Annotated in this window: 19 protein-coding genes and 1 pseudogene; 10 read left to right on the top strand and 10 right to left on the bottom strand. The window is 73.5% G+C overall.

Annotated features, from left to right (window positions below; genetic code table 11):
• Positions 1–62: 62 nt before the first annotated feature.
• From AB0H32_RS04935 to AB0H32_RS04925, 3 genes are read right to left on the bottom strand one after another with little or no spacing between them, the layout of a single operon-like run.
• A complete protein-coding gene (locus tag AB0H32_RS04935) occupies positions 63–1,442 on the bottom strand; it encodes an ABC transporter permease (RefSeq protein ID WP_361114325.1) in 1,380 nt (459 codons plus the stop codon).
• Positions 1,443–1,480: 38 nt separating this feature from the next.
• Complete coding sequence (locus AB0H32_RS04930; RefSeq protein ID WP_361114298.1) at positions 1,481–2,194, bottom strand: ABC transporter ATP-binding protein; 714 nt, start codon at positions 2,192–2,194, stop codon at positions 1,481–1,483.
• Entirely contained in the window at positions 2,191–2,724 is a 534-nt protein-coding gene (locus AB0H32_RS04925) for a PadR family transcriptional regulator (protein WP_361114295.1), read from the bottom strand. Before AB0H32_RS04925 ends, AB0H32_RS04930 begins: the two co-directional genes overlap by 4 nt.
• 274 nt (positions 2,725–2,998) lie before the next feature.
• Here AB0H32_RS04925 and AB0H32_RS04920 point away from each other — a divergent pair, with 274 nt between their 5' ends.
• Genes AB0H32_RS04920 through AB0H32_RS04910 form a run of 3 tightly spaced genes read left to right on the top strand, consistent with a single transcriptional unit; the run spans position 2,999 to position 5,667 of the window.
• Positions 2,999–3,244 carry a hypothetical protein gene (locus tag AB0H32_RS04920; RefSeq protein WP_361114292.1) on the top strand — a complete coding sequence of 82 codons (246 nt, stop codon included), beginning with the start codon at positions 2,999–3,001 and terminating at the stop codon, positions 3,242–3,244.
• On the top strand, positions 3,245–5,353 hold the full coding sequence (malQ, locus tag AB0H32_RS04915; protein WP_361114289.1) for a 4-alpha-glucanotransferase: 2,109 nt from the start codon (positions 3,245–3,247) through the stop codon (positions 5,351–5,353).
• 47 nt (positions 5,354–5,400) lie between these two features.
• Positions 5,401–5,667: a hypothetical protein gene (locus AB0H32_RS04910; RefSeq protein WP_361114286.1), complete on the top strand. Its 267-nt coding sequence runs from the start codon at positions 5,401–5,403 to the stop codon at positions 5,665–5,667.
• A gap of 221 nt (positions 5,668–5,888) precedes the next feature.
• Here AB0H32_RS04910 and AB0H32_RS04905 read toward each other — a convergent pair whose 3' ends face one another.
• Together AB0H32_RS04905 and AB0H32_RS04900 are read right to left on the bottom strand one after the other, a co-directional pair.
• Entirely contained in the window at positions 5,889–6,302 is a 414-nt protein-coding gene (locus tag AB0H32_RS04905) for a nuclear transport factor 2 family protein (RefSeq protein ID WP_361114283.1), read from the bottom strand.
• A 122-nt stretch (positions 6,303–6,424) separates the two neighbouring features.
• A complete protein-coding gene (locus tag AB0H32_RS04900; RefSeq protein WP_361114280.1) occupies positions 6,425–7,024 on the bottom strand; it encodes a TetR family transcriptional regulator in 600 nt (199 codons plus the stop codon).
• Between the two features lie 157 nt (positions 7,025–7,181).
• Here AB0H32_RS04900 and AB0H32_RS04895 point away from each other — a divergent pair, with 157 nt between their 5' ends.
• Both AB0H32_RS04895 and AB0H32_RS04890 read left to right on the top strand, forming a co-directional pair.
• Entirely contained in the window at positions 7,182–8,786 is a 1,605-nt protein-coding gene (locus AB0H32_RS04895) for an FAD-dependent monooxygenase (protein ID WP_361114278.1), read from the top strand.
• A gap of 107 nt (positions 8,787–8,893) precedes the next feature.
• Complete coding sequence (locus AB0H32_RS04890; protein WP_361114275.1) at positions 8,894–9,433, top strand: GNAT family N-acetyltransferase; 540 nt, start codon at positions 8,894–8,896, stop codon at positions 9,431–9,433.
• Between the two features lie 91 nt (positions 9,434–9,524).
• Here AB0H32_RS04890 and AB0H32_RS04885 read toward each other — a convergent pair whose 3' ends face one another.
• A complete protein-coding gene (locus tag AB0H32_RS04885; protein ID WP_361114272.1) occupies positions 9,525–10,043 on the bottom strand; it encodes a MarR family transcriptional regulator in 519 nt (172 codons plus the stop codon).
• A gap of 107 nt (positions 10,044–10,150) precedes the next feature.
• Between AB0H32_RS04885 and AB0H32_RS04880 the strand changes: the two genes are divergently transcribed.
• The 4 genes from AB0H32_RS04880 to AB0H32_RS04865 all read left to right on the top strand — a co-directional run bounded on the left by AB0H32_RS04880 (position 10,151) and on the right by AB0H32_RS04865 (position 14,811).
• Complete coding sequence (locus tag AB0H32_RS04880) at positions 10,151–11,875, top strand: MFS transporter (RefSeq protein WP_361114269.1); 1,725 nt, start codon at positions 10,151–10,153, stop codon at positions 11,873–11,875.
• The gene (locus AB0H32_RS04875) at positions 11,872–12,825 is read left to right on the top strand and encodes an EamA family transporter (RefSeq protein WP_361114266.1); all 954 of its coding nucleotides are present in this window, start codon (positions 11,872–11,874) and stop codon (positions 12,823–12,825) included. Before AB0H32_RS04880 ends, AB0H32_RS04875 begins: the two co-directional genes overlap by 4 nt.
• Before the next feature lie 28 nt (positions 12,826–12,853).
• Positions 12,854–13,798: a DMT family transporter gene (locus AB0H32_RS04870; protein WP_361114263.1), complete on the top strand. Its 945-nt coding sequence runs from the start codon at positions 12,854–12,856 to the stop codon at positions 13,796–13,798.
• Between the two features lie 89 nt (positions 13,799–13,887).
• On the top strand, positions 13,888–14,811 hold the full coding sequence (locus AB0H32_RS04865; RefSeq protein ID WP_361114260.1) for a LysR family transcriptional regulator: 924 nt from the start codon (positions 13,888–13,890) through the stop codon (positions 14,809–14,811).
• Here AB0H32_RS04865 and AB0H32_RS04860 read toward each other — a convergent pair.
• From AB0H32_RS04860 to AB0H32_RS04845, 4 genes and pseudogenes are all read right to left on the bottom strand, one after another.
• Positions 14,787–15,017: pseudogene (locus tag AB0H32_RS04860) on the bottom strand (UTRA domain-containing protein); the annotation flags it as partial. The gene AB0H32_RS04865 and the pseudogene AB0H32_RS04860 sit on opposite strands and share 25 nt — an antisense overlap.
• A gap of 74 nt (positions 15,018–15,091) precedes the next feature.
• The gene (locus AB0H32_RS04855; RefSeq protein WP_361114257.1) at positions 15,092–15,571 is read right to left on the bottom strand and encodes a DUF1203 domain-containing protein; all 480 of its coding nucleotides are present in this window, start codon (positions 15,569–15,571) and stop codon (positions 15,092–15,094) included.
• Between the two features lie 181 nt (positions 15,572–15,752).
• Positions 15,753–18,326 (bottom strand): aminopeptidase N, encoded by a 2,574-nt coding sequence (pepN, locus tag AB0H32_RS04850; RefSeq protein WP_361114254.1) that lies wholly within the window; start codon positions 18,324–18,326, stop codon positions 15,753–15,755.
• Between the two features lie 183 nt (positions 18,327–18,509).
• Positions 18,510–19,529: an aspartate-semialdehyde dehydrogenase gene (locus AB0H32_RS04845; protein ID WP_361114251.1), complete on the bottom strand. Its 1,020-nt coding sequence runs from the start codon at positions 19,527–19,529 to the stop codon at positions 18,510–18,512.
• Between the two features lie 321 nt (positions 19,530–19,850).
• Here AB0H32_RS04845 and AB0H32_RS04840 point away from each other — a divergent pair, with 321 nt between their 5' ends.
• Positions 19,851–20,393 (top strand): sigma-70 family RNA polymerase sigma factor, encoded by a 543-nt coding sequence (locus tag AB0H32_RS04840; protein ID WP_361114322.1) that lies wholly within the window; start codon positions 19,851–19,853, stop codon positions 20,391–20,393.
• The last annotated feature ends 1 nt before the right edge of the window (position 20,394 follow it).

The raw sequence follows: 20,394 nt of genomic DNA, 5'->3' as shown, positions 1-20,394 counted from the left end.
CCCTTTGTTGCGCCCCGGCCGGGGGGCCCCGCGGCCCCGGGGCCGGACGGCCCCTCGCGCCGTCACGTGTAGCGCAGCTCCGCCGGGCGCACCGAGCGGCGCAGCAGGGGCAGCGAGCAGGCCGCCGCCAGCAGGCAGCACACGTACACACCCACCGGGACCAGCAGCCCGGCGTACGGCACGACCGCGGCGCCGTGGCCCTGGGTCAGCGAGGCGTACCCGATGCCGATGGACATGCCGCCCGCGCCCGCCAGCACGACCGCGGGGGCCAGCGGCAGCGCGGTCTCCAGGAGCAGCGCCCGGCCGAGCACCGCGCGGGGCACCCCGGCGGCGACCTGTGCGGCCAGGCTGCGGCGGCGGTTCGCCAGCGACTCGGCGGTGCCGACCGCGAGGCCGAAGAGGGTGATCGCGAAGGCGACGAGGATCGCGGCGCCGGTCAGGTCGATTCCGGTCGTGTAGAAGGACAGGGACGCGCCGAGCTGGTTGTCCCGGCTCATCTCGTGCAGGCCGGCGAGGAGCGCCTGGCGGACGCCGACGAAGCCCGTGCCGACGATCGTGACCAGCAGGACGGCCGCGTGTGTGCGGGCCGCGGCCCAGGGATCCTCGCGCAGCCGTTCCGCCGCGATCAGCGCCGCCGCGGAACGGGCGCGCCCCGCCAGTGCCCGCCCGACCAGTGTGGCCGTCCCCCCGGTCAGCCACACCGTTCCTGACCCGACCGCGACGACCACCCCGAACACCGTCAGCGGCACCCGGTCCCGGTCCGTTCCGGAGGTGTGGGCGACAGCCCAGAGCGCCAGCAGCAGGACGGCCAGCACCGCGCCGGTGAACAGCATCCCCGGGCCCCGCCCGCTGCGGGGCCGCACCCGGCGCACCGACCCGAGCGGCGAGGCCACCACCCGGCGCAGCGCCAGCGCGCCCGCCGTCGCGCCCAGCACCGGCACGCCGAGGGCGACCAGTACGAGGCCGGCCCCGGCCAGAGCCGTCGGGGCGGCCCAGACACCCAGCAGGACCGGTACCGCGACGGCGGTGGCGAGGACCGAGCCCAGCAGACAGGCCAGCCCCGTCTCCAGGGCGGCGATCCGGCGCACCTGGGCCGGGCCGGCACCGGCCAGCCGCAGGGCGGCCAGCCGCCGGTCGCGGTGCACGGCGCCGATCCGGGCGCACTGCCCGAGGAAGCCCAGCACCGGCACCAGCAGAAGCAGCAGGCTGACGATCACCCCCGAGCGCTCACCGGGGTTGTCCAGCAGACCGCTGCCGAAGGACACCGAGTAATGCCCCCGGAGCGATGCCAGGACGACGGCGGCGAGGGCGAAGCCCGTCGCCAGCGCGGCCCCGGCCGCGGTCAGCCCGATCCGCCACCACTCCTGTCGGCCGGAGCCGCGGACGAGTTGCCAGGCGAGCCGTGCATCGGCGGTCACGGTGCCGCTCGTACCGGCCGTCATGCCGCTCGCATGCGTTGTCACGCCGCTCGTACGGGTCGTCACGCCGTCACCTCCGCCGCAGAGTCCGCCGGTACCGCGGCGCCGTCGCTCAGCCGCACCTCGCGGTCCGCGTACGCGGCGACCTGGGCGTCGTGCGTGATCAGCAGCACCGCCGTGCCCGACTCGCGGGCCGTGTGCACCAGCGCCGTCATCACCTGCTCGGTCGCGAGCGAGTCCAGGGCTCCCGTCGGCTCGTCCGCGAAGACCACCCGGGGACCGGTCACCAGTGCCCGCGCCAGGGCGGCCCGCTGGGCCTGCCCGCCGCTCATCTCACCCGGCCGCAGCTCCTCCTGCCCGCGCACCCCGAACCGCTCCAGCCACTCGCCGGCCCGTTCCCGGGCACCGGCGCGGTCGGCGCCGGCCAGCATCAGCGGCAGCGCGACGTTGTCCACGGCCGTCAGCTCGGGGATCAGCTGCCCGAACTGGAACACCACACCGAAGTCGGTGCGGCGCAGCTCGCTCAGCCGCTTCTCCGGCAGCCGGTCGAGCCGCACCCCGTCATAGACCACCTCGCCCTCGTCCGGTCGGACGATCCCCGCCAGGCAGTGCAGCAGCGTTGATTTTCCGCTGCCGCTGGTCCCGGTCACGGCGAGGATCTCGCCCGCGCGCAGTTCGACCGACGCGCCGCGCAGCGCCTGCGACCTGCCGTGTGTCTTGACGAGGCCCCGGGCCGTCAGAAGCGGCTTCGAGGAGTGGTCCCCCCTGTTGCTCATGATGCGTCGACCTCCGCGGTCAAAGTGGTCAGCCGGGCCGCCGTGGTGTTCATCCAGCGGAGGTCGGCGTCGAGGTGGTTGAGGGCGTAGTCCGCCGAGAGCACGGTCGCCAGCGCGGCGCCCGGGGCCGTCTTCACGGCCGTCAGTTCCCGCATCCGCTCCATGTGCGCGGCACGCTGGGCGCGCAGATAGGCGGCCGGATCGCCGCCCGCCAGGATCGAGACGACGACCTTGGCGAAGATCTCGTTCGCCACGAAGGGTGCGGGCGCGGCGATCTCCCCGGCCCACCGGGCCAGTTCGCCGGCCCCCTCGTCCGTGGTGCGGTAGAGCGTCCGCTCCGGTCCGCCGTCGGCGTCGGTCCCCTCGACCTCGGCCAGACCGTCCCGGACCAGGCGTTGCAGGGTCGTGTACACCTGCCCGTAGGCCAGTGGACGGGCCTGCGGAAAGCGTTCGTCGTGGCGCCGCTTGAGGTCGTAGCCATGACTCGGCCCCGCCTCGAGCAGCCCCAGGAGGATGTGCCGGGTGCTCATGGAGATCAGTATGCATCAGATACATGTACTGAGTGAATAGTGATCTCGCGGGCGAGCGGGCGAGTGGATGTGCGGGCGAGTGGATGTGCGGGTGTGCGGGCATGCGGGTGTGCGGGCCGTGGCCGTGAGGCCCCGCGGCAGGTCCTCCCGCGACCGAAGAAGTGGCCGGAATGCCGGAAGAAGCACGTTGTTCACCCCGAATACGTCTGGCATCGCGCGCACTGGGTAGGGCTGCGGTAATCCGGAACAAGCCGCACTCGACAAGGAGGCCCCCGTGGCCGCACCCGCTCATCTCGTGATTCCGGCCCAGTGGAAACCCGTGGCGGAGCCGTCCGCCGACACCTTCGACGCGCGGGAGTGCGTCTTCAGCGCGGAGAGCGCCTGCACCCAGGCGCCGCTGACCAGCGAACCGCCGCTGCCGGATGCCGAGCCCCTGACCAGCGAGCCGCCGCTCGCCGACACCGCCCCGCTGACCAGCGAGTCCGACCCGGTCCCGGACTTCTTCGGCCCGGGGCTGTAGATGGCCGGGGCGCACGACGACGAGGAGTTGTCCCGGCTCGCCGAGCTGCACGGGGTCGCCACGTCCTACAGCCCGTCCCCCGACCGCACGGTCCGGGTCTCCGTCGCCGCCGTGGTCGCAGCCCTGGCCGCCCTCGGCGTGGACGCGGGCACCCCCGACGCCGTCCGTACCGCGCTCGCCGACAAGGAGCGCGAACTGCGCGAACGGCTGCTGCCGCCGACCCTCGTGATCTGGACCGGCGGCACCGAGGACGGAGCCGCCCCCGCCCACCTCGCCGCGCTGCCCGCCGGGACGCGCCTGAGCATCGAGACCGAGCAGGGGGAGACGCGGGACGCCGCCGACGGACTGCCGGCCGGCGTGCACCGGGTGAGCGCCACCGCACCCGACGGACGCACCGCCCACGCCCACCTGATCGTCGCCCCGGACCGCCTGCCCACCCCTGCCACCCGCTCCTACGGCCTGCTCGTCCAGCTGTACTCGCTGCTCTCCCGGCGCTCCTGGGGCATGGGCGACCTCGCCGACCTCGCCGAGCTGGCCGACTGGTCCTGCCGTACCGCAGGGGCCGGGTTCGTACAGGTCAACCCGCTGCACGCGGCCGTACCCGGGGCCCCGACGGACCCGTCCCCCTACCGACCGTCCTCGCGCCGCTTCCCCGACCCCGTCCACCTGCGGATCGAGGCCGTCCCCGAGTTCGCGTACATCGAGGACCCCGAGGACCGTGCCCGGATCCGCGCGCTGCTGGAGCGCGCCGAGCGGCTGCGCGCCGCCGTCCTCGACAAGGGCGCCCTCATCGACCGGGACGCGGTGTGGGAGCTGAAGCACGAGGCCCTGGAGCTGGTGCTCCGCGTCCCTCTCGGACCGGGACGGCAGGCCGCCTACGACGCCTTCCGCGCCGCCCAGGGCCAGGCCCTGCAGGACCACGCCACCTGGTGCGCACTGGCCGAGACCCACGGCTGCGACTGGCAGCGCTGGCCCGCGGGGCTGCGCGACCCGCGCTCGGCCGACACCGCCCGCGCCCGCGCCGAACTGGCCGGCCGCGTCGACTTCCACACCCGGCTCGCCTGGCTCACCGACGACCAGCTCCGCGCCGCCCAGCGCGCCGCCCGCCAGGCCGGGATGCCCGTCGGGATCGTGCACGACCTCGCCGTCGGCGTGCATCCCGGCGGTGCGGACGCCTGGGCGCAGCAGGACCACTTCGCCGCCGGCATGTCCGTCGGCGCACCGCCCGACGCCTTCAACGCGCGCGGCCAGGACTGGGGTCTGCCGCCCTGGCGCCCCGACCGCCTCGCCGCCTCCGGCCACGCCCCCTACCGTCACCTGCTGCGCGCCCTCTTCCGCTACGCCGGCGCCCTGCGCATCGACCATGTGATGGGCCTGTTCCGGCTGTGGTGGGTACCCCAGGGCAGCCCGCCCACCGAGGGCACCTACGTCCGCTACGACGCCGAGGCCATGCTCGCGCTGCTCGCCCTGGAGGCCTCCCGCGCCGGGGCGGTGGTGATCGGCGAGGACTTGGGCACCGTGGAGCCGGGCGTGCGCGAGAGGCTCCAGCGGCACGGAGTGCTCGGCACCTCCGTGCTGTGGTTCGAACGGGACTGGGACGGCGACGGCCGCCCGCTGCCGCCCGAGCGCTGGCGCGCCGACTGCCTGGCCACCGCGACCACCCACGACCTGCCGCCCACCGCCGCCCGGCTCACCGGCGAGCACGTCGACCTGCGCGACCGCCTCGGCCTGCTGACCCGCCCGGCCGCCGAGGAGCGCACGGAGGCGACCGCGGAAGCCGCGGAGTGGCTCGCCCTGCTGGGCAGCCTCGGCCTGCTGGACAGCCCGGCCGCCGGGCCCCCGGGGACCGCCGAGGAGGCGGAGATCCAGGGCGTCCACCGTTTTCTGCTGCGCACCCCGGCCCGGCTGATCGGCGTCTGGCTCCCGGACGGCGTCGGCGACCGCCGCCCGCAGAACCTTCCCGGCACCTGGGACCAGTACCCCAACTGGCGGCTGCCCGTGGCCGACGCACAGGGCCGCCCGGTGCCGCTGGAGGAGCTGGCGGCCTCGCCGCGGCTTCGGGCCCTGCTGGAGATCCTGCGGGAGGGAACCGGGGGCGAGCCGCCGTAGGGCACCCCGCGCGCGCGGCCTCCCCGGCCGTTCGCTAACTTGAGAACGTGGACAAGAAGAACGCCCTGCGCGTCGGCGCCCTGGCCGCCGGTACGACGCTGATGATGCTGCTCATGTCGTCCCCCGCCCTCGCGCTCACCCGCGACGACGGCGACGACCCCGGCACGGGTCTGAGCGTCATCCAGACGCTGGGCCTGTACGTGGTGACTCCGGTGGTGCTGTTCGTGGTCATCACCGGGCTGGTGATGGTCCTGGACAAGTCCAAGATCCGCGTGATCAAGCCGGGCCAGGCCAAGGCCAAGGCGAAGGCCTGAGCGAAACCTGATCTCCGCAGAGGGCGCCGGTCCTCCCGGGGTACGTGCACACCGCCGTACCCGGGTGAGGGCGGCGCCCTCGGCGTTTCCGCACGGCCCGGGCGAGCGGCGCCGACGGCCTCGGCGTGGTGACTGCACGGGTTGCTGCGCGGCCCTGGCGTGGTGACTGCACGGCACCCGGCGTGGTCGCTGCCCGGCTCCGGCGCGCGGCGCCGACGGCCTCAGGACGCGGTGAAGAAGGCGCTCATGCCGTCGACGTCCGACAGATAGCTGTCGATGGCGGTGATACGGCCCTGGCGCATGGTCAGTACGGTCGCCAGGTACTCGTCGAGCCTGCGGCCGTCGGCGGCGGTCGCCGTGTTGTGGAGCGAGAGCGCGGCGCCGTGCGCGCCGACCAGCACGTGCAACAGTTCGGTGCGCAGCCCCCGGCCCGCGATGTGCCGTGCCCGGTCCACGACCGCGTCGGCGCCCCGGGCGGTGCCGGATATGGCGCCGGCCCCCGGCATGGTCCAAGTGATGTCGTCCGCCAGCAGGCTGCGCAGCGCCTCCCAGTCCCGGTCCCGGAACGAGGTGAGGAAGCGTTCGGCGATCGTGGAGGTGGTGGTGTCGGCAGTGGTGCCGGCGCTGGCGGACATGGGGGCTCCGGTTCTTCGGCGGCTGTCGTCAACTCCCCGTCGAGCCTAGGCGGTTCACCCCGGCGGCATGGGCCGCCAGCCTGGTGCTCCCGCCACCCGGCAGCGCGCACACCGCGTACCGGTCAGGGGCTGGGGGCCGTGAGGTAACGCTGCACCGTGGGTGCGAGCCAGGCCACGATCTCCTCGGGGCTCAGCGCCACCGTGGGCGGGAGACGCAGGACGTAGCGGGTGAGGGCCAGGCCGAGCAGTTGGGAGGCGCAGAGCGCGGCCCGGGTGGGGACCTGCTCGGGGTCGGGGCACACCTGGCGGGCCACCGGCAGCAGCTGGTTCCGGAAGATGCCCTGCATGCGCTCGGCCCCGGCCTGGTTGGTGGCGCCGACCCGCAGGACGGCCGTGAGTTCCTCGTTCTCCTCCCACAGGCCGAGGAAGTGGTGCACCAGCGCCCGGCCGGCCTCGTCCCGCGGCACCTGCGTCAGGTCCGGCAGCCGCAGGTCGAGCGCGACGGCCGCGGCGAACAGGCCCTCCTTGCTGCCGAAGTACCGCATCACCATCGACGGGTCGATGCGCGCGTCCTTGGCGATGGCGCGGATGGTGGCGCGCTCGTAGCCGTCGGCGGCGAAGCGCTCGCGGGCGGCGGTGAGGATGGCGCTGCGGGTGGCGTCGGAGCGGCGGGCCGCCGGGCCGGTTTCGGGATCTGTGCTTCTGCTGGGGCTGCCGGTCATGCCAACGAGCGTAGGCCAACATACGTGGGCCAACAAGTGTTGACATCGTCTGGCCGGGCGTTCTACGTTTGCCAACAAGCGTTGGTCAACAGTTGTTGGCCATCGAGCGTTGACCGACAAGTGTTGGCCAACGGGCGTTGGCTCCCAGGAGGCCCCCATGAACGGCACCACTGGAAACACCAGCACCAGTGACACCACCGGCCCCGGCCCCACCACCGGCCCCGGCCCCACCACCGGCCCCGGCCCCACCACCGGCCCCGGCCCCACCACCAGCCCCGGCCCCGCCACCGGCCGCGTCGGCGGCGCCGGCCCCGCCTCGCGTGTCCTGGTCGTCGGCTCCGGCCCCACCGGCCTCCTGCTCGCAGGCGACCTCGCCGCCGCCGGCGTCCCGGTCACCGTCCTCGAAAAGCGCCCGCACGGCATCAGCAACCTCTCCCGGGCCTTCGTCCTGCACGCCCGCACCCTCGAACAGCTCGACGCCCGAGGACTCGCCGACGATCTGGAGGCCGTCGGCCAGCCCCTCGACCGGCTCCGGCTCTTCGGGCGGCTCACCATCGGCCTCGACACCCTCCCCTCCCGCTTCAACCACCTCCTCGTCCTGCCGCAGTACGAGGTGGAGAAGGCGTTGCAGCGCCGTGCGGTCGAGGCCGGCGTCGACTTCCGGTACGAGACCGAGCTGACGGGTCTGACCCAGGACGCGGACGGCGTGACCGTGCGGACCCGCGGGCCCGAGGGGCGTTCGGAGAGCCTGCGGGCCGCCTATGTCGTCGGTGCCGACGGCATGCGCAGCGCCGTGCGGGACGCGATCGGCCTGCCGTTCCCCGGCAGGTCGGTGATCCGTTCCGTCGTCCTCGCCGACGTGCGGCTCGCCGAGAAGCCCCCGGCCCTGCTCACCGTCAACGCCGTCGGCGACGCCTTCGCCTTCCTCGCGCCCTTCGGTGACGGCTACTACCGGGTGATCGGCTGGCACCGCGGCCGCAACGTCCCCGACAGGGAGCCGCTCGACCTGGCGGAGGTCAAGGAGATCACCCGCCTCGCGCTCGGCCGGGACTTCGGGATGTACGACGCCCGCTGGATGTCCCGTTTCCACAGCGACGAGCGCCAGGCGCCCGCCTACCGGACCGGCCGGGTCTTCCTCGCCGGGGACGCCGCGCACGTGCACACCCCGGCGGGCGGCCAGGGCATGAACACCGGGCTGCAGGACGCCGCCAACCTCGGCTGGAAGCTCGCCGCGGTCGTCCACGGCCGGGCGAACCCGGACCTTCTCGACAGCTACCAGGCCGAGCGGCACCCGGTCGGCAGGTCGGTGCTGCGCAGCAGCGGCGGCATCGTCCGCCTCGCCATGGCCAAGCGCCCCTGGACGCTGGCGGCCCGCGCCGTGCTCACGGCCTTCCTCGACACCGTGGGCCCGGCCCGCCGCAAGGCCGTCGGCCGGATCACCGGCATCGGCTACCGCTACCCCGCACCCCGCGGCGCCCACCGCCTCACCGGTACCCGCGTCCCGGACGTGGCCCTGGCCGGCGGCGGCCGCCTCTACGAAGCCCTGCGCGGCGGCCGGTTCGTCCTGATCACTCCGGAGCCGTACGAGGGCGGGCGCGGGGAGCGGCTCGCCGTGGCGCACTGGGCCGGCGAGCGCCGTACGACCGTGCTGGTGCGCCCCGACGGATACGTGGCCTGGGCGGCGGACTCCACGGACACCGCGCGCATCGAGGCGGCGGTGGCCGCCCACGTCGGAGGCCGGGCGGTGCGGCCGGGCGTCTAGGCGGTGCGGCCGGACATCCAGGCGGCCAGGTGCTGTTCGGGGTTCGGATCTGGGTGGAGCCGAGCATTTCCCGTTCGGTTGGTTTGACCGCCCGTTAGCGTGTGCGGATGGAAGATCTGGGACCCGTGGCTTGGCCGCCCGAGCCGATCAGGACCGAGAGGCTCGTGCTCCGTGAGCCCGAGACCCGGGACCGTGCGGCGTTCATCGAGCTGCTCGCCTCGCCGGAGGTGCACACCTACCTCGGCGGCCCCCGGCCGCGTGACGAGCTCGAGCGCGAGATGTCCGGGGCGCCCGAGCGGTGGCCCGGGAGCTTCGTCGTTGATCTCGACGGGTCGATGATCGGTCAGATCCTGCTCAGGAGGGCAACGGGGCACCGTCGTCCGGCTGCCGCGGGGAAGGCGGATCTCGGCTACCTGTTCCTGCCGCGGGCGTGGGGATTCGGGTACGCCGCCGAGGCGTGCGCAGCGGCACTCGGCTGGCTCGCCGGCGCGCTTCCCGGCGAGCCGGTGGTGCTCACCACCCAGACCGCCAACGTCGGCTCGATGCGTCTCGCGGCGAAGCTGGGGTTCACTGAGGTGGAGCGGTTCGAGGCCTGGGGCGCCGAGCAGTGGCTCGGCATGTGGTCCCCGGTCGCGCCGTCCGGCTGAGTTTGCGACGGAACCGCCGGGGAGTACCCGCCCGTCCACGCGCGAGAGGCCTGCAACCGCGACTTGCCGGCGCGCATGCCGGGCGTCACCTCTAGTGCTCTGCCCGTTCCGTCCCTTTCAGCAACTCCCTCAGCAGGCCGGCCAGTTGGTCGGCCTGTTCGTCGTCGAGAGAGGACAGGGCCTGAGTCTGGGCGGCCAGGCCCGCGCCGACCGCCCGGTCGATGACGTCGAACCCCTTCTCGGTCAGCGTCACCTGGAGGCCGCGCCGGTCGTGGGGGTCGGGGGAGCGGCGCAGCAGGCCCGCACGCTCCAGCTTGTCGAGGCGGCCGGTCATGCCGCCGGTGGTCAGCATCAGCGTCGCCGAGAGCTGGCGCGGGGAGAGGGTGTACGGCTCGCCGGAGCGGCGCAGGGTCGACAGCACGTCGAACTCGCCGCGTGAGATGCCGTGGGGGGCGTAGGCCTTCTCCATGCGGTCGCCCATGGCGCGCGAGAGGCGGTAGATCCGCCCGAAGACCTCCATCGCCTTCGTGTCGAGGTCGGGCCGCACGGCTGCCCACTGGCCGATGATCGCGTCGACGGGGTCCCTGTGCTGCTGTCGGCCTTCCTTCATGCGCCGAGTATCGCTCTGTGGACGGTCACCCGCAAGAAAGTAGCTTGACCAAAAGTTGCTTAGCGCTAAGCTACTTTCCATCAAGTCACTTCAAGGGGGTCGGCATCGTGAAGAGGAAGAGCCGGAAGGCCGAGAGCCTGAAGGACGACAGCCTGAAGGGCGGAAGCCGGAGGGGTGAGCGCATACCGGGGGAGTGGGCCCTGCCCGTCGCCGCCGCCGTCAACGGCGTCGGCACCGGCATGTACGTCCCGTTCACCCTGGTGTTCTTCCACTACGTCACCGGACTGTCCTTCACCGTCGTGGGCGCCGTGCTCACCGCCACCGGTCTCGCGGGCATCGGCGCGCTCCCGCTCGCCGGGACGGCGGTGGACCGGTACGGGGCGAAGCGCGTGCAGTACCTGCTCTACGGCGTCCGGGTCGTCGGTTTCGCCCTCTACCCCTTCGCCCACTCCCTCGCCGCCTTCGCGGCCGTCGCCCTGGTCACGGCAGCCGCCGACCGGGCGTTCCCCGCCGCGCAGCAGTCCCTGATCGGCGAGGTGGCGCGCGGGGCCGGACGGGACCGCCTGCAGGCGTCGACGCGTGCGCTGCAGAACGCCGGCAACGGCGCGGGTGCGCTGCTGGCCACGCTGGTCATCGCGTTCGCCGGGGGCACCGCCTACACGTACGCGGCCTGGGGGAACGCCCTCTCCTTCGCGCTGGCGGCGCTGCTGCTGCGCCCGCTGAAGCCGGTGCGCGCGGCCGGCGCGGGCCCGGATGCGCCACGTGCGGGCGCCGGCTACCGGCTCGTCCTCGCCGACCGGCCCTTCCTGGTCGTCACCGGCGCCAACTTCCTGAACGCGCTCAGCTATTCGGCCCTCTCGGTCCTCTTCCCGCTGTTCGTCGTGGAGTGGCTGCACGGGCCCGCCGCACTCAGCGGTGCCGCCTTCACCATCAACACCGCGCTGTGCGCGCTGGCCGGTGTCGGCGTCGGCGCGCGGGTGAGGCGGACCGGCGCCCGGCGCACCCGGGCGGCGGCGCTGGGCGGGGGCCTGTTCGCGGCCGCCTTCGCCGCGCAGATCGTCCTCGGCACCGTGCGGCCGGGCTCGGACACGGTCGTGGGCGGTGCCCTGGTCGCCGTGGTCGTCGTCTACACCCTCGGCGAACTGATCCACAGCCCCGCCGCCCAGGTGCTCGCCGTGGCGGCGGCGCCCGAGGCGGTGCGCGGCCGGTACATGGCGGCCTACCAGATGTCCTGGTCGCTGGCGAAGGCGGTGGCGCCGTCGCTGTTCACGGCCCTGCTCGCGGTCGACGGCCGGGCACCGTGGGCCGTCCTCGTCCTCACCTCGGCGGTGGCCGCCGCCCTGCTGATCCGGGAGGAGCGCCGGCTGCCGGCAGAGGCGGTACGGCCCCTGCCGGTGACCGTGACCCGCTGCTCCACCGCCACCCGTGGCGCCGGGCCCGGCACGGCCACCGCCTCTGCCGCCGGACCCGGCACCGTCGTCGCCTCTGCCGCCGGGCCCGGCACGGCCACCGCCTCTGCCGCCGGACCCGGCACCGCCGTCGCCTCTGCCGCCGGACCCGGCACCGCCGTCGCCTCTGCCGCCGGACCCGGCACGGCCACCGCCTCTGCCGCTGGACCCGGCACGGCCACCGCCTCTGCCGCTGGACCCGGCACGGCCACCGCCTCTGCCGCCGGACCCGGCACGGCCACCGCCTCTGCCGCCGGACCCGGCACGGCCACCGCTTCTGCCGCCGGACCCGGCACCGCCGTCGCCTCTGCCGCCGGACCCGGAGCCGTCATCGCCTCTGCCGAAACCGAAGCCGAAGCCGAAACCGAAGGGGCCCGGTCATGAAACGGTCCGCGACCGTCCTGCTCACCGCCCTCGCCCCCGTCTCCTGGGGCACCACCTACGCGGTCACCACCCAGTTCCTGCCGCCCGACCGACCCCTGTTCACCGGCCTGATGCGGGCGTTGCCCGCAGGACTGCTGCTGCTCGCCCTCACCCGGGTGCTGCCGCGCGGCGCCTGGTGGGGGAAGGCGGCGGTGCTGGGCGCGCTGAACATCGGCGCCTTCTTTCCGCTGCTGTTCGTGTCGGCGTACCGGCTGCCCGGCGGGATGGCCGCCGTCGTCGGCTCACTCGGGCCCCTGTTCGTCGTAGGCCTCTCGGCGCTGCTGCTCGGGCAGCGGCCCGCCGCGCGCACGCTGGTCACCGGGGTCGTGGCCGCGTTCGGCGTCAGCCTCGTCGTCCTGCGGGGAGCCGGTGCCCTCGATGCGATCGGGGTGCTCGCGGCCGTCGCCTCCACCGCCTCGATGGCCGCCGGGACGGTGCTGACCAAGCGGTGGGGCCGGCCGGACGGCGTCGGCCCGCTCGCGCTGACCGCCTGGCAGCTCACCGCGGGCGGTCTGCTCATCGCCCCTGTCGCGCTCCTGGTCGAGGGCGCGCCGCCCGCGCTCGACGGCCCCGCGGCCGGCGGATACCTCTACTTCGCGCTGGCCAACACGGCGGTCGCCTACTGGCTCTGGTTCCGCGGCATCGGCCGGCTCACCGCCTCCCAGGTCGGTTTCCTCGGCCCGCTCTCCCCGCTGACCGCGGCCGTCGTCGGCTGGGCAGCCCTCGGGCAGGCGCTGACGCCGGTACAGACAGCGGGCCTGGCGCTGGCCTTCGGGGCGACGCTGGCCGGGCAGCTGAGCGCGGGCAGAGGCATCGCCAAGGGTGCGGACAGGCGCCCATCGTTCAGTTCTGCTGAAAAGAACGCTCGAAAGGATTCGATGGACCTGACAAGTCAGCCGCTGGGACGGTAGGTGCACACCGATCACCGAAAGGATCTCTGTGGCCACAGCCCTGCACCAGACCGCCACCCCCGCGACCCGCCCTCACAAGGCCGCCACCCTCGTCGCCCACCCCCGCAAGGCCGCCGCCCCCGTGCTCGGCCTCGCCCTCGCCGCCCTCGCCACGGTCGTCTGGTCCGGCAGCTTCGTCACCTCGCGCGCGCTGCACGACAGTGTCCCGCCCGTGCAGCACGCCTTCTGGCGCTGGGTGATCGCGCTGGCCGCCGTCGCACCCTTCGGCGCCCGGCAGGCCTGGCGGCAGCGGAAGACGATCCGGCAGCACGGCCGTTACGTCCTGCTGGCCTCCCTGCTCGGCGTCGCCGTCTACAACACCCTCGTCAACGAGGCAGGGCTCACCACCCCCGCCGCCACCATGGGCATGATCATGGCGGCCGCACCGGTGCTGATGGCGGTGTTCGAGCGGCTGGGCGGTGTACGGCTCGGAGCGCGGCGGACCACCGGGCTGCTGACGGCCTGCGCGGGCGTGGTGCTGCTCGTCGGAGGCGGGGCGCACTTCGGCGCCGGCGACCTGTGGATGATCGCGGCGTGCTGCAGCTTCGCCGGCTACAGCGCCCTGCTGCGCCGCAGGCCCGCCGAGATCGGCGGCACCGCCTTCCTGTTCACCACGTTCCTGACCGGCACCGTCCTCCTGCTGCCCGTACAGGCCACGAGCCTCGCCGTGCAGGGCGGCTTCCGCCCGACCCCCGGCACGGTCCTGCCCCTCCTGTACGTGGGCGTGGCCTCCTCCGCGGTCGCCTTCTTCGCCTGGAGCAAGGCCATCGCCCTGATCGGCGCCGCCCGCGCCGGCGTCGTCTACTACCTTCAGCCCGTCTGCGTGGCCCTGCTCTCCTGGACGCTGCTCGGCGAGGCCACCACGGGGCCCCAACTCCTGTGCATGGCGCTGATCCTGGGCGGGGTCGTGCTGGGCGCGGGGGCCCGCCGGTGACGGCCGGGGCGCCCCGACCCGTACCGGAGCGCCGCGACCGGGTCGTGCACGGCCCGGTCGTGCACGACGCGGGCGTGTAGCGTGCGGGCATGGCCGAGTGGGACCTGAGGAAGCTGCAGATCCTGCGCACCCTGCGCGAGCGGGGCACCGTCACCGCGACGGCCGAGGCCCTCCACATGACCCCGTCCGCGGTCTCCCAGCAGCTCACCAACCTCGCCGCCCAGCTCGGCGTGCCCCTGCTGGAGGCCCATGGCCGCCGGGTACGGCTCACCGACGCGGCCCGGCTGGTACTGCGGCACACCGAACCCGTCTTCGAGCAACTGGAGCGTGCCGACGCCGAGTTGGCCGCCTACACCCGGGGCGAGGCGGGAGAGGTCCGGGTCGCGGCCTTCTCGACGGCGGTCCCGGCGCTGGTCGTACCGGCAGTACGGGCGCTGCGGGCCGCGCACCCCGGAGTGACCGTACGCGTCCGCGAGGCGGAGGCCGCCGAGGCGTACGAGCTGCTGACCGCCAAGGAGGTGGATCTCGCCCTGTCCCTGGCGGCGCGGGCACCCGACGCGACCGACGGACGCTTCACCAGGGTGCCCCTGCTGGCCGACCCCCTGGACGTCGCTCTTCCGCCCGGCCACCCGCTCGCATCGGCCCCCGCCGTTCGGCTCACCGACCTCGCCGCCGAACCGTGGATCTTCGGCGGCAGCGGCCCCTGGTCCGACATCACCCGCCGCGCCTGCGAGGCGGCAGGCTTCACTCCCCACCAGGGCCACTCGGCCTCCGGCTGGACCGCGATCCTCGCCATGGTGGAGGCGGGCATGGGGGTCGCCCTGGTCCCGCGCATGGCGGCGGCGCGCCGCGACGGCGTGGTGATGCGGCACCTGGGCGCGGAGCGGCCGGTACGGCATGTGGTGGCGGCGGTGAGGAAGGGCGGGGAGAGCGGACGGGCGGTGTCCCGGGTGCTCCAGGCCCTGCAGGACCCGGCCGCAGCCAGCGGTCACTCAGGTGCGAACTCGTACTGAAGCTCGTAGAGATGGCCCGCCTTGACCATGACGGTGGCTTCGACGGGGCGATCGTCGTCGCTGTAGACCACACGCAGCGTACGGAGCAGCGGAAGGTCGCTGGGCAGGCTCAGCGCCCGGTACTGCTCCTGAGTGGGAACCCTGGCGGAGACCCGGTCCACACTCAGGCGGGGCGGAAGACCGAGTTCGGCGAGCAGGGCCGGGGTGCGCGCCGGGCCCGGCATCGGCCAACACCGTCGGCGCCGAGGCGCTCCCGGCTGCGGATCGGATCGGAAACGGCTCACGGACGCCGTACTTCGTACAGGAAACAGCCGTACTCCACCGCCCGCACATGCACGAGTGCCACCTCCGGGTCCGTGAAGGCCTCGGCGAAGGCCGGTTCGAAGGCGGTCGGGGAACCGACCAGACGGCCGCCGAGGATGCGGCCGTCGGTGGAGTAGCGGCGGACCGTGCGATGGGCGTCGGCGAAGGGCAGGGCGTCGTCGGTGTCCGGTCCGGCGCAGTCGTCGGCGTGGATGAAGACGGGGCCCTGCTCGTCGTAGGCCCCCGGGTCGGCGCCCGTCCCGGCCGCCCAGCGGCGCAGGGGCGCGTACGAGACCAGGGCGATGCGCTCGCCCGGCTCGCTGCGGCGCAGACAGCAGCGCAGGGGTGCGCCGCCCTCGTCGTCGGTGAAGGGGGCCATGGGGCGGCCCGCGTCGTCGCGGGTGCGCAGCTCCTTGAGAGCCGTGCGCGTCAGGGGTCGTGCGGCGTATGCGGTCATGGGGCCAGCGTGCTGTGCCACCGGCTCGCCCACCGGCGGTATCCGGACATGGCCTTGCGGCGCGCCGGCCGGCCTGCCGCGCACGGCCCGCAGGGCGCGTACGGCCGAGCCCTGGGAAAGCCGAGCATGGAGAAAGGGCGCCCGGATCGGTGCCGGGCGCCCTTCACTGTGGTGCGGTGGGCTACTGAGCAGCCGCGTCCGCCGCCTGGGCCTTCAGCGCGCGCTCGACGCCCGAACGCGACTCCGAGACCAGCCGGCGCAGGGCCGCGTTCGGCTCGGCCGAGGCCAGCCAGGTGTCCGTCTTCGCCAGGGTCTCCTCGAAGACCTGGACCGACGGGTACAGACCGATCGCGATCTGCTGGGCGATCTCGTGCGAACGAGAGTCCCAGGCGTCCTTGAGGACCTCGAAGTACTTGTCCGTGTACGGCGCCAGCAGCTCCCGCTGGTCCGTCTGGACGAAGCCGCCGATCACCGCCTCCTGGACGGCGTTCGGGAGCTTGTCGGACTCGATGACCGACGCCCACGCCTCCGCCTTGGCCTCCGGCGTCGGGCGGGACGCCCGGGCGGTGGCCGCGTGCCGCTCACCGGCCGCGGTCTTGTCCCGCTCGTACTCGCCCGCGATCTCCGCCTCGTCGAACCGGCCGACCGCCGCGAGCCGCTGGACGAACGCCCAGCGCAGGTCCGTGTCGACGGCCAGGCCCTCGACGGTGTGCGTGCCGTCCAGCAGGCCCTCCAGCAGGTCCAGCTGCTCGGGGGTGCGCGCGGTCGCCGCGAACGCCCGGGCCCAGGACAGCTGGTGGTCGCTGCCCGGCTCGGCCGACCGCAGGTGGGCCAGCGTGGCGTCGGTCCAGCGGGTCAGCAGGGCCTCGCGGGCGGCGGGGTCGGCGTACAGGTCGATCGCCAGCTTCGCCTGCCGCTGCAGCGACTGCACCACGCCGATGTCCGACTCCTTGCCGACACCGGACAGCACCAGCGACAGGTAGTCGCGGGTGGCCAGCTCGCCGTCACGGGTCATGTCCCAGGCCGACGCCCAGCACAGGGCACGCGGCAGGGACGCCACGAAGTCGCCGAGGTGCTCGGTGACGACCTTCAGCGACTCCTCGTCCAGGCGGACCTTGGCGTAGGAGAGGTCGTCGTCGTTGAGCAGGATCACGGCCGGGCGGCGCTTGCCGGCCAGCTGCGGCACGGCGGTCAGCTCGCCGTCGACGTCCAGCTCGATCCGGTCGGTGCGCACCAGCTTGCCGGTGTCGGCCTGAAGGTCGTACAGGCCGATCGCGATGCGGTGCGGGCGCAGCACCGGCTCGCCCTTGGCGCCGACGGGCAGGGCCGGGGCCTCCTGGCGGACGGCGAAGGAGGTGATGAGGCCCTCGGTGTCGGTGGCGACCTCGGGGCGCAGGATGTTGATGCCGGCCGTCTCCAGCCACTTCGCCGACCAGGTCTTCAGGTCACGCCCCGAGGTCTCCTCCAGGGCACCCAGCAGGTCCGACAGGCGCGTGTTGCCGAACGCGTGCCGCTTGAAGTAGGCCTGCACGCCCTTGAAGAACTCGTCCTCGCCGACGTACGCGACGAGCTGCTTGAGCACGCTCGCGCCCTTGGCGTAGGTGATGCCGTCGAAGTTGACCAGCACGTCGTCCAGGTCGCGGATGTCGGCCATGATCGGGTGCGTGGACGGCAGCTGGTCCTGGCGGTACGCCCAGGTCTTCATCGAGTTCGCGAACGTGGTCCACGAGTGCGGCCACCTCGAGCCGGGCGCGGAGGCCTGGCAGGCGATGGAGGTGTAGGTGGCGAACGACTCGTTCAGCCACAGGTCGTTCCACCACTCCATGGTGACCAGGTCGCCGAACCACATGTGGGCCAGCTCGTGCAGGATCGTCTCCGCGCGCAGCTCGTACGACGCGTCCGTCACCTTGGACCGGAAGACGTACTGGTCACGGATGGTCACCGCGCCCGCGTTCTCCATCGCGCCCGCGTTGAACTCGGGCACGAAGAGCTGGTCGTACTTCTCGAACGGGTAGGCGAAGTCGAACTTCTCCTGGAACCAGTCGAAGCCCTGCCGGGTCACCTCGAAGATCGCGTCCGAGTCCAGGAACTCGGCGAGCGAGGGCCGGCAGTAGATGCCGAGCGGCACGCTCTGGCCGTCCTTCTCGTACACGCTGTGCACGGAGTGGTACGGGCCGACGATCAGCGCCGTGATGTACGACGAGATGCGCGGTGTCGGCTCGAAGGACCACACGTTGTCCTTCGGCTCCGGCGTCGGAGAGTTGGAGATGACGGTCCAGCCCTCGGGGGCCTTCACGGTGAACCGGAAGGTCGCCTTCAGGTCCGGCTGCTCGAAGGAGGCGAAGACGCGGCGGGCGTCCGGCACCTCGAACTGGGTGTACAGGTAGGCCTGGTCGTCGACCGGGTCCACGAAGCGGTGCAGGCCCTCGCCGGTGTTGGTGTAGGCGCAGTCGGCGACGACCCTGAGGACGTTGCGCCCCTCGAGCAGGCCGGGCAGCGCGATCCGGGAGTCCTCGAAGACCTCGGCCGCGTCGAGCGCGTCCCCGTTGAGCGTCACCTCGTGGACCGCCGGGGCCACGAGGTCGATGAAGGACGTCGCACCGTTTTCGGCGACGTCGAAGCGCACCGTGGTCACGGACCGGTAGGTACCGCCCTCCTGCGCGCCGGAGAGGTCGAGATCGATCTCGTACGAGTCAACGGTGAGCAGCTTCGCCCGCTGCTGTGCCTCTTCGCGAGTCAGGTTTGTGCCAGGCACGCGGTCATCTCCTCGTTATGTGTCGGTTGCGCCATCCTTCCATGGGATCCGCGGGGAAAGCGATGTCCTCAGCCGTCCGCCGGCGTCCCCGCCGGCACCCGCGCGAAAGGGGCGGCCACGTGTCCGTGACCGCCCCTTCCTGGAGAAACCGGGGGATTCGCCCCTACCGCGCCGTGCGCCGGCTCACTTCGCCGACAGCTCGGCGGCCACCAGCTCCGCGATCTGGACCGCGTTCAGCGCGGCGCCCTTGCGGAGGTTGTCGTTGGAGATGAACAGGGCCAGGCCGTTCTCGGCGGTCTCGTCGCGGCGGATGCGGCCGACGTACGACGGGTCCTGGCCGGCCGCCTGGAGCGGCGTGGGGATGTCGGAGAGGACGACACCCGGGGCCTTCGCGAGCAGCTCGGTCGCGCGCTCCGGGGAGATCGGGCGGGCGAAACGGGCGTTGACCTGGAGGGAGTGGCCGGAGAACACGGGAACGCGCACACAGGTGCCGGAGACCTTCAGGTCCGGGATCTCCAGGATCTTGCGGGACTCGTTGCGCAGCTTCTGCTCCTCGTCGGTCTCGTTGAGACCGTCGTCGACGATCGAGCCCGCCAGCGGAAGCACGTTGAAGGCGATCGGCCGCTTGTAGACCTGCGGCTCGGGGAAGTCCACCGCCCCGCCGTCGTGGGTCAGCCGGTCCGCGTCGGCGACCACCTTCTGGGCCTGGCCGTGCAGCTCGGCGACGCCCGCGAGACCGGAGCCGGACACCGCCTGGTAGGTGGCGACGACCAGCGCCTCGAGGCCGGCCTCCTCGTGCAGCGGCCGCAGCACCGGCATCGCGGCCATGGTGGTGCAGTTCGGGTTGGCGATGATGCCCTTGGGGCGGTCGGCGATCGCGTGCGGGTTCACCTCGGAGACCACCAGCGGGACCTCGGGGTCCTTGCGCCAGGCCGAGGAGTTGTCGATCACGACCGCACCCTGCGAGGCCACCTTCTCGGCCAGCGCCCGGGAGGTCGCGCCGCCCGCGGAGAAGATCACGATGTCCAGGCCCGTGTAGTCGGCGCTGGTCGCGTCCTCCACCGTCACGCCGTCCAGCACCGTCCCGGCCGAGCGGGCCGAGGCGAACAGGCGCAGCTCGGTGACCGGGAAGTTCCGCTCCACGAGGATCCTGCGCATGACCGTGCCGACCTGACCGGTGGCTCCGACGATTCCGACCCTCACGACGACTCCCTCTGTGTGTTGCTTTCCTGACCGGGGCTTTTCCATCATGCGGCCGACCCTGGTCCACCTGTCCAATTGTTTGCGATGCGTGCCCGAGGAGTGGGACACGATCACCCTTCGGACGGTTCCGTACCTCTGCCCGTCACCCGGCCGGGCTGGAGATATTCCCTTGCCCGGGGCCATGCGCCGGAAGCTGTGCTGTCCCGCCCCTGCCCGTGCGGACCCCGGCCACACCCGGTGTGACGTACACCTCTGACCCCGTCCGAACGTTTCCGCCCCCTCCCGCGTCGTAGGGGCAGACGCAGGAGGGGGTGGCTTGTGCTGCGCGGAGGGGCGCGCCGCAACCAGGGGGCGTACGCCGGTGCCGACAGCACCGGCGAGGACCCGCTGGACGCGGCACAGGAACGCCGGGTGCGGGCGGTGCTCGCGCTCGGCGGGGTGCCGCAGGCGGACCTGCCGGACGGGGTGCAGCAGGTCCGCCTGCGGCTGCTGGAACGGGCCGCGAGCGGCCGCGAGGCGCCGCGGGACGTGTCGGCGTGGGCGGCGGTGGTCGCCTCCAACCTGGCCATGGACTGGCACCGGGCCAAACGGCGCCAGGAACGGCTGGGCGAGCGGCTGGCGTCGCTGCGCGAGCCCGTGCACCCCTCCGGCGAGGACACCAGCCTGCTCTCCCTCGCCGTCGCCCAGGGCCTGGACGAGCTGCCCGACGCCCAGCGACAGGTGGTGATCCTGCGCTTCTTCGCCGACCTGCCGGTGCGCGCGATCGCCGAGGAGCTGGGCGTTCCCGAGGGCACGGTCAAGAGCAGGCTGCACACGGCGGTCCGCGCCCTGCGCGACCGGCTGCACGAGGACGAGGTGGTGTGAC

This window comes from Streptomyces sp. NPDC020362 (assembly GCF_040642095.1).
In the GTDB taxonomy this organism is placed as follows: domain Bacteria; phylum Actinomycetota; class Actinomycetes; order Streptomycetales; family Streptomycetaceae; genus Streptomyces.
Note: the sequence above shows the minus strand (reverse complement) of the source record. Positions and strands in the feature narration are given on the sequence as shown.

What these genes read in the sequence shown, in the direction of transcription:
- malQ (WP_361114289.1), top strand. Translation starts at nt 3,245, where the DNA reads ATGGCCGGGGCGCACGACGACGAGGAGTTGTCCCGGCTCGCCGAGCTG.
- AB0H32_RS04875 (WP_361114266.1), top strand. Translation starts at nt 11,872, where the DNA reads ATGAAACGGTCCGCGACCGTCCTGCTCACCGCCCTCGCCCCCGTCTCC.
- AB0H32_RS04935 (WP_361114325.1), bottom strand. Translation starts at nt 1,442, where the DNA reads ATGACGGCCGGTACGAGCGGCACCGTGACCGCCGATGCACGGCTCGCC.
- AB0H32_RS04855 (WP_361114257.1), bottom strand. Translation starts at nt 15,571, where the DNA reads ATGACCGCATACGCCGCACGACCCCTGACGCGCACGGCTCTCAAGGAG.
- AB0H32_RS04905 (WP_361114283.1), bottom strand. Translation starts at nt 6,302, where the DNA reads ATGTCCGCCAGCGCCGGCACCACTGCCGACACCACCACCTCCACGATC.
- AB0H32_RS04925 (WP_361114295.1), bottom strand. Translation starts at nt 2,724, where the DNA reads ATGAGCACCCGGCACATCCTCCTGGGGCTGCTCGAGGCGGGGCCGAGT.
- AB0H32_RS04895 (WP_361114278.1), top strand. Translation starts at nt 7,182, where the DNA reads ATGAACGGCACCACTGGAAACACCAGCACCAGTGACACCACCGGCCCC.
- AB0H32_RS04885 (WP_361114272.1), bottom strand. Translation starts at nt 10,043, where the DNA reads ATGAAGGAAGGCCGACAGCAGCACAGGGACCCCGTCGACGCGATCATC.
- AB0H32_RS04900 (WP_361114280.1), bottom strand. Translation starts at nt 7,024, where the DNA reads ATGACCGGCAGCCCCAGCAGAAGCACAGATCCCGAAACCGGCCCGGCG.
- AB0H32_RS04930 (WP_361114298.1), bottom strand. Translation starts at nt 2,194, where the DNA reads ATGAGCAACAGGGGGGACCACTCCTCGAAGCCGCTTCTGACGGCCCGG.
- AB0H32_RS04890 (WP_361114275.1), top strand. Translation starts at nt 8,894, where the DNA reads ATGGAAGATCTGGGACCCGTGGCTTGGCCGCCCGAGCCGATCAGGACC.
- AB0H32_RS04865 (WP_361114260.1), top strand. Translation starts at nt 13,888, where the DNA reads ATGGCCGAGTGGGACCTGAGGAAGCTGCAGATCCTGCGCACCCTGCGC.